8 protein-coding genes are annotated in these 7,960 nt (G+C 52.3%); 5 read left to right on the top strand and 3 right to left on the bottom strand.

Annotated elements, in window-relative coordinates; all coding sequences use genetic code 11:
• Together ACH2EH_RS24280 and ACH2EH_RS24285 are read right to left on the bottom strand one after the other, a co-directional pair.
• Nucleotides 1-1,850 (bottom strand): hypothetical protein (locus ACH2EH_RS24280; RefSeq protein ID WP_395145884.1); only part of this gene is annotated, 1,850 nt, incomplete at its 3' end.
• Nucleotides 1,847-3,412, bottom strand: a complete 1,566-nt coding sequence (locus ACH2EH_RS24285) for a hypothetical protein (RefSeq protein ID WP_395145885.1) — start codon at nucleotides 3,410-3,412, stop codon at nucleotides 1,847-1,849. The genes ACH2EH_RS24280 and ACH2EH_RS24285, both read right to left, overlap by 4 nt.
• A 318-nt stretch (nucleotides 3,413-3,730) precedes the next feature.
• On the opposite strand from ACH2EH_RS24285, the gene ACH2EH_RS24290 reads away from it, so the two are divergent.
• From ACH2EH_RS24290 to ACH2EH_RS24310, 5 genes are all read left to right on the top strand, one after another.
• Nucleotides 3,731-3,997, top strand: coding sequence for a LuxR C-terminal-related transcriptional regulator (locus ACH2EH_RS24290; protein WP_395088352.1), 267 nt, complete (start codon nucleotides 3,731-3,733; stop codon nucleotides 3,995-3,997).
• Nucleotides 3,998-4,123: 126 nt separating this feature from the next.
• The gene (locus tag ACH2EH_RS24295) at nucleotides 4,124-4,801 is read left to right on the top strand and encodes a hypothetical protein (RefSeq protein WP_395145887.1); all 678 of its coding nucleotides are present in this window, start codon (nucleotides 4,124-4,126) and stop codon (nucleotides 4,799-4,801) included.
• 135 nt (nucleotides 4,802-4,936) lie between these two features.
• Complete coding sequence (locus ACH2EH_RS24300) at nucleotides 4,937-5,893, top strand: DUF1259 domain-containing protein (protein WP_395145889.1); 957 nt, start codon at nucleotides 4,937-4,939, stop codon at nucleotides 5,891-5,893.
• A 132-nt stretch (nucleotides 5,894-6,025) separates the two neighbouring features.
• A complete protein-coding gene (gene ric / locus ACH2EH_RS24305) occupies nucleotides 6,026-6,730 on the top strand; it encodes an iron-sulfur cluster repair di-iron protein (protein WP_395145891.1) in 705 nt (234 codons plus the stop codon).
• Nucleotides 6,727-7,272 carry a hemerythrin domain-containing protein gene (locus ACH2EH_RS24310; RefSeq protein ID WP_395145892.1) on the top strand — a complete coding sequence of 182 codons (546 nt, stop codon included), beginning with the start codon at nucleotides 6,727-6,729 and terminating at the stop codon, nucleotides 7,270-7,272. The genes ric and ACH2EH_RS24310 overlap by 4 nt, the downstream gene beginning before the upstream one ends.
• A 236-nt stretch (nucleotides 7,273-7,508) precedes the next feature.
• Here ACH2EH_RS24310 and ACH2EH_RS24315 read toward each other — a convergent pair whose 3' ends face one another.
• Nucleotides 7,509-7,676 (bottom strand): molybdopterin-dependent oxidoreductase, encoded by a 168-nt coding sequence (locus tag ACH2EH_RS24315; RefSeq protein WP_395145894.1) that lies wholly within the window; start codon nucleotides 7,674-7,676, stop codon nucleotides 7,509-7,511.
• Between the last annotated feature and the right edge of the window lie 284 nt (nucleotides 7,677-7,960).

Here is a 7,960-nt window from a genome sequence, read left to right on the forward strand (position 1 = left end):
CCCGAATAAAGCGTTATTTGCGAGAGCGGACGCCCGATAAAGTCGTAGTTCCAGCTTGTGACCGCGCCACCCGGAGCTGTCAGGGTCTTCATTCGCCCGTTTTTATCGTAGGTATAGCCGGTGGTCGTCGCCGCTACCCCCGTAGCCTGCGTGGTCATGGTCTGCCGCTTGCCATCGGGATAGTAAGTATAGCTGACAGTATGGACGCGGCTATAGACTCCTCCCAGTGGCATCGTGGTTGTCACGCTGGTGAGCCACTTATTGGCATGATTGTAAGCAAACGCAACACTCTTGCCCGTGGGAGTATTGACCAGTGTGAGCCGCCCCGCATTGTCGTAGTGATTGACAACCATCTCATTGGGCTGCCCCGTAACCCACGTTACCTCAGGCCGTCCCGCAGAGTCATAGCCAAAATTTGTCGTGATCTGCCGAGCATCCGTGATGGACTTCGGGCTACCATCCCGGTCATAGGTAAAGGATGCTTGCCGACCTGTAGGCGTGGTTATCCCACTCACATCCCCCGCAAGCCCGTAGGTTAGAACCGTTGCGTGGTCATTGCCATCAATGCTCCTGGTCAGGTTACCCGCAGTATCGAACTTGATTTTGAAGAGATCGCCGATACTATCGTAGGCATGGTGCAGACGCCCTCGCGTGTCGTACTCGAAGTCGAACTGCCCTAGCAGGGTCCCACCAGAGTTCTTCACCTGTGATTTTGTCCGCTGGCCTTTAGGGTTGATCGTATGCTCAAGCTTGAGACCGTTGGGAAAGAGAACCGACTTAACATCCTGCGCTGCCGTCCACTCAAGCGAAGTCACCAGGGGATGCGGCTCCGTCACCGAGGAACCTGTCAGCGGATAAAGGCCAAGCATAATGGGATCGCCCAGCCCATCCACATTGATGATGTCAATCCGCCCTCCCAAGGGATCAATCACCGACTTTAGATCGCCGGTCGTGTTGAAGTATTCCAGTGTGGTAGTTTCTTCAAAACCACTGGCGGCTGTCGTCGGTAGAGTGATTAACTGCTCAAGCTGACCAAAACTGTTCCACCCCAGACGTAACTGCTCCACATTGGCATGATCCAGAATGCTCGTCAGACGCGAGGGCAGATAACCAAACTGTCCATATATGTAATTTGTCGTGATATTGGTCGGGTCTTTGACCTGCGTCAGATTTTTTCCATCGGTGGAGTACGTAAACTCCCACTCCTGCCCAAATGGATTCCGTGTCTTGGAGACATTGCCAAAGGAATCAAAGAACGCCTTCCAGACCATATCAAATGCATCGGTCAGCGTAATCTCAGTGGGATTGCGCATCTCTGGCAAGAAAACCATCGTACTATGGTTCGAGTTTAGTGGCGTCCCTGTGTAGTCAGGCCCCTCAACATGCCGACTTCGGAGAATAGTTTCATGGTACGAGTTATCTAGCCAGTTTGCCCCAGCGCCAAGAATCTCTTTCCAGGTTGCCCCCAGCGGATCCGTGATAGAGAAAGTTCGTGAGCGAACCCCAAAGGATCCATATCCTAAAGTCGCCGTGCCTAAATTTACTTGGTAAGTCCCCGCAACACCCTGATCAGCGCTGGAAGTATCATTCGTATCCCCCAGTGTAAAGCTTGAGAGACGGGGAGTTACCATCTCATTGTAGTCTTTATAGGGTGCGGAAATCCAGGTATTGGTTCGAGTCAGCCCACCAACAAACTCCGTAATGATGGAGTCACCATTCGGGCCACCATAAGCCCACGAATCGTCTCGGTCGTAAGTACCATTGGGATAAGCGACCATCAGACGAGTCAGATGCCCCCCCCCATCAATATCCAAATAAGTAATCGTGGGAAGGATTCCCTGAGCCGTCACGCGGTAGAAATACCTCCAGGGAATCGCTCAAAGAGCAGGGAGCGCCCCGAGGAAGAATCGCTCACATAGAGGTTTCCATTAGGAACCCAAGTCAGTGTCTGCTGATTCCCATGGTCATCTTTGAACCAGAGTAGGTTCCCTTCGCTACTAAACTTATAGGTATAGTTGCCCCGCTGACGCATTGCCCCAGGAGGGCCTGCATGCCGCAGCTCTGTTCCAACAAGCTCCGATTTCACCCCCGGCTCAGGGATAGATCCAAATAGCCAGCAAAGCCGATCTCCATTTGCATCATAGACAACCGTCCATGCCCCCGAACTCGATATGGCAGAACCATTGACCTCAGGGTGCCAGTACTTAATGATCTGTCCGGGATTATCCGCATTATTTTCCTGACGCTGACGAATCGAATAGAGACAGTCAATATTCCCCCACGGCTTTGGAAGAGCTCCTTGCTGTGTACGAAATGGTTGCGAATTTAAATTAGGCGAGAAGGCCAGTGGCACCCAGCGTGTGTAAGAGGGATCACTCGCTTTCCCCGTATAATTTGCAATGCCTTTTCCATTATCTTTACCCTCAATTTGAAACCCAATCCTCATAACTGCACGGCCATATGCAACAGCATAGGCATAGGGAGCTGGTACTGAAAGAGAATCAGAAAACACTCCATCGAACAAGGTTCCACAATTAAATAATGATGTCGGTCCTGCTACAGGATCGAGATAAACAAAAGCATTGGCAACAGTACTTAATCCGAAATTAAATTCATAAACACCAATACCAGTCGTAGGATTTACATGAACAGAAGCAGTGCCTCCCCACGGATTTGCACCATTAGGGGATCCAGATTCTTTTTCCTCGGGCTGACCAGGTATTACAATAAATCTTGTCCAAGTACCTGTTATATCTCCTAATTGCACGCTATTTGTAACACTAGATCCTCCTTTCAGGACATAACCTGCTGGTATCCAGTTATTTGCTCCCCATCCAACAGTACCATTTCCTTTAGGTGGTTTTGCTCCCCATTCGTTCTCCGTACGGAAAATCACTTCGGAAGGGGGAGGGTCTTCACTCAGATTGCCATTCTCGGGTAGCCAAATAAAGAATACTTTAAATGTTCCACTCACTGATGCCTCAGCATAAGCAGGTGTCTCTAAATAGGGCAAGGTGAGATCGTGCATTGCAAATGCGGAAGACTCAAAGTTTAAAGAAAATTTCCCCCCAGTTTCGACCGTTAATGGACCACCAAAAGGATGGCTACCCACAAAATCAGTCATGCCTCCACTGCCATTACCACCTGTAATATTAATAGCATTAGAAACGTTACCACCCGATAAAGCCCCATGCATTCCACCAGGCGTAACGACAACCCGGATTTCCCATTTCCCACCACTATTTTGTCCTGCAAAACTTTTCCCAGGGAACAAAATAAAAGCGCATACTACAATGTAGTACATGCATATTTTAGAAAATGCAGGAAAATTAAAATGCAATCCCATATTTGTCTTAACCTCATCTAAGTATAGATGTATTTTCTGTATCCGTCCACAAAAATAGTCATTCATAGCTACTCTACCTCATTCTACAAGAGCCAAAAATTACTCGTCTCAATATTCTCGTCGAACACACAGTGAATGCATCCTAACCGATGACCCATCTCCCCAAAAAACACTTCACCAGTTCCTCTCTTACAAGAGAAACGCGTACCTATAGTATAGCAGAAATATACTCTACTGCGTCATCCAAAAGTAGACATTTTCAGTCTGAAAAATAAAAATCTGGCTTCATTGACAGAAACGCTCATAAGACTCTACAATACTCTAGGCTCTAGGCTCTAGGCTCTAGGCTTCAGCGCTTTATTCGTTGTTTATAGGAGAGAAGCAATGCCGTTTTCCGCTCTTAAAGAGCACTTATTAGCAAAAGAATGCCCACTCACGAAAAGCCAACTTGAGATTTTGCAACTCATGGTGGATCAAGAAATTGCCACGGATCAGGCATTAGCAGAGCATCTTGGGGTCTCTGCCTGCACTGTCAAAACCCAGCTAGCCAGAATCAACCATCGTCTTGGCACACACGACCGTACTGTGGCGGTTCTTCTTAGTCTCAAATCGGGCTGGGTACATCTATCGATCAACAGGGTAGTACAATAACTAAGCAAGAAAATTTAGTGATCATGTCAAGGAACTTAGTAAACATATCAGGGAGTACTAAAACCATGTCAGGAAACTTAGCTAGCATATCAGGGAGAGATAAAAATGAACACAAAAACACAGTCAATGAAACAGAAACGAAACGCACTGAATGCGGTCACTCTCAAGAGCCTTCAGGCAACGGAGACAATTGCTCAGGCGGCGCAGAGAGAGCCGTTTACAGCGCAGTTAGAGGCCGTGGAGATCACCCCCGCGTTTGTGGCGACCCTCAGAGCCGACACGGCAACCTGCCACCAAACACTCGATGATGCCTTCGATGCCGACCAAGACCACAAAGGCCGCACGACCGCTGAGGGGGTGGCACACAAAGCGCTCATCGCGGTTCTGCGCAGGATTCAGGCAGCGGCAAGCCAGAAATTTGCCCGCGACCCAGAGAACGCTCACAAGCTAGCACAGTACGGAATCGGGATCAATCTACTGGACAGCCGCGCCGTGCTGGCACAGTACGCACCGGGGATCTTGTCGCACCTGAGCACGGAGAGCCTGCCGGGTCTGGGGGCAGCCTTTGTGGCGCAGGCGGCGCAGGCACTGAGCGTCTGGACGGATGCCCAGAGCGAGCAAGCCGCCGCGCAGCAGACCGCCACGCAGAAGCGAGCCGAGGCGCAGGTGCAGTCCAAAGCCATCACGGATCGGCGGATTCAGGTGCAGTACGCCATTGAGGGGCTCTATCCTCACACGCTCTCGGAGAATGCGGCGGCGAGGGCGGCATTTCTCTTGCCCAAAACACGGCCTTTCCGGGGCTAGGTGCGCGCGGTGATGCCGTGTGCCAAAGGAGCCTGGGTGGCTCCTGGAACCTACACACTACGGCTTACCGTGGATGGCAAGATAGTCGAGCAGAAACTAGACATTCGTACAGACCCAAGAAAGTAAAACAGACAAATGCAACTCACCCGAAGAAATATTTTAACGACGGTCGGTTTAGGCATAGCCGCTTACCCGGCGGCGGCACTCGCCAAGCCAACCAAGATGCTCACTCCCGAGGAGATCAGTGCCATTGAGACAGCCTTTGGTAAAAAAGGCCGTAGCGTCGAAAACGAAGCTCTCTACACGATCCCGCTTCCTCGCAACGATCTCAAGATCACGATCCAAGGGGAACCGATCCCGATTCCCTTTGGCTTCGGTGGCTGGGTCAGCTTCAAGCGCACCCGCGACGGCAAGCAGCTCATGGTGATGAGCGACACGGTTCTTCTGCAACACGAAGTGGCAGGCGTCATGGATGGTGCCATTGCCAACGGCCTGGAGATTGCGGCGGTGCACAACCACTTTTTCTACGAGGAGCCGCGTGTCTTCTACATGCACCTACACGGTATGGGCACCGATGCGGGGGAGCTGGCCCGGCGCTATCTGGCCGCGATTCAGCCCTCGCCGCTGCACCCCGCCAACCAGCCCAAACCAAACCCGGGCGCAACGCCACCCATCCCGGCTTTTGACATACCCGCCCTCGATGCGCTAGTAGGCTACAAAGCAACTCCCAACGGGGCGACCATCAAGTACACGGTGGGCCGTGCGGACCTCACCATCATGGATATGAACGTCGAGATGACAGCCGCAATCGGGCTGAACTCCTGGGCATCCTTCGCGGGAACCATGGAGAAGGCGCACATCGCCGGAGACATTGCCATGCTGGAGCGTGAGGTTAACTTAGTAATTCCCATTCTTCGCAAGGCGGGGCTGGAAGTTGTCGCGCTGCACCATCACATGCTGTTTGAGAGCCCCAAAATGATCTTTCTGCACTACTTTGGCACAGGCCCCGCACTGCAACTTGCGGAGGGCTTCAAAGCCGCGCTGAGTACTCTAGGCAAGAAACCAGGTCGTCAACCCATGCGACATAGATAAACGAAAAGAGCAAGAACTGCGAGCTTTTTTCATGAATCTGTCATTTGGGAGATGTGTCGGATAATTCTGTCCGATTAGATAAACCTGTACACCCTGGAGCCGGAAGTGCTGCTGGGTGGCAGGAGATGCGAAATGACAGAATGGACAAAAACCCTGGGGGAGCTAGTTGTGGAGAACCCCGCACGCTCTCGCGTTCTTGAGAAGTTCGAGCTGGATTACTGCTGTGGCGGAAAAGCGACTCTGCGGGATGCCTGCACTCGAAAAGAGCTTTGTATTGAATCCGTTCTGAGGGAGATCCATGCCTGCGACCAATCAAAAAATCAGAGCGAGCTCGATCCCACAAACATGCCCCTTACCGAGCTGGCAAATCATATCGAGCAGACACACCACGCGTATTTGCACACGGAGCTCCCGCGCTTGAGTATTCTTCTGGACAAAGTGGTCGCCGCCCACGGAAAGCATGTCCCCTACCTCGCCGAGCTTCAGACTCTCTTTACGGATTTCAGGGTGGATCTGGAGCAGCACATGGCCAAAGAGGAGATGATGCTCTTTCCCTGGATTCGGCGTAACGAGGCGGCCCCTAGCATCGAGGCGCACACCACTGGCCTGGCCGAGCCCATTGCTGTGATGGAGACGGAGCATGAGGCGGCAGGCGATGCACTGGTGCAGTTTCGTGCCCTCACTGGCGGCTACATCACACCGCCACAAGCCTGCGGGACATTCCGAGCGCTTCTGGACGGCCTAGCGACTCTGGAGTGGGACATGCACCAGCACGTCCATTTGGAGAACCATCTGCTCTTCCCCCGTGCACTTGCCAGGCAAGGAGTGAAGCCATGATTCAGCTTGGTGCCCTCCCCGCAGCGGGCTTCGATGAGCCTGTACGAATGCTCTCCGACTGCCATAGGCGCATTGAGCAGTTTCTGGAGAGCTTTTTGGATGTCGCAAAGAATGCCAGCGAGCACCTAAACGCGGAGGATCGCGGTCAGCTTGTCGCCGCACTGCGCTACTTCGCGCACTCTGGACAACTGCACACCTCCGACGAAGACGAGTCCCTCTTTCCTCGATTACGTGCCCATGCAAACAAGCTACGGGTTCAGATGGCGCTGGAGACTCTGGATCACCTAGACCGCGACCACCAGCTTGCTCATGAGGAGCATGCTGCCGCCGAAGTACTGGGGCACCGCTGGCTCAGCGCGGGGCATCTAAGTGGGGACGATCGCGTGTCGCTGGTGGCGTCGCTGGAGTCACTTCAGGAGCTCTATCGTGCCCATATTCTTCTGGAGGAGACCTTTGTCTTTCCCCTAGCCATCGAGGTTCTTAGCCCCGCTGAGATCACCCGTGTGGGTGCGGAGATGCGATTGCGCCATACCGGAAAATGAGGGAGAGCCAGTAGCTCTCCCGCATTTTATGTGTTTTTAGGAGAGTAATCCCTTGAGGGCGAGAATACCAATTCCCAGGATCGTGCGGTCTCCTTCCCGCCCGTCTTGAGGAGCTGCTCGATTGTCTCCAGCTCCGTCATGTCAAAGTAGCATGCTTTTTCAGGGTTAATGCGTTTGAGTAGCTCACGAACCATCCAGAACTCGCTCTTACTGTCGTACTGCGGCGAGACAACGGGCTACTGGAGCTGCAGATAGGGATCCGTGCCCACTAAGTCATGCTTCTCCCAAAAAGTGGGGGCGGGAAGCACCACGTCAGCGTAGTCGCAAGTCGGGCTCATCGAGAAGTCTATCGCCACAAAGAGCTCGAGCTTATCAATGGCCTCCTTAAACCAGGGGAACCGCATTTGTTTTTAGGAAGCAAGAATCGCCAGTAGATTTTTAGGATTCCAGGCAGCCATCTTACGTTTAGGCCCGACTCCACCTTTAAGACTTTTATTCAGGCGGATCAAGTTCAGAGGAATATGCCTTAAAATCCCGAAGTTTTCACGAGCTTTTTCGTCTCGAACAGAGCAACGATCTTCATTAACAATCCACTTTCAGAGTGTCCTCCCCTAAACGGCGTATTTACGTATTTTGCCCGTGAGTTCCGCCCACTGAAGTAGGCGTCTGTGAGCCTTCGGCTGGGATG

Origin of the sequence: Armatimonas sp. (assembly GCF_043760365.1) — a bacterium.
Classification (GTDB): Bacteria; Armatimonadota; Armatimonadia; order Armatimonadales; family Armatimonadaceae; genus Armatimonas.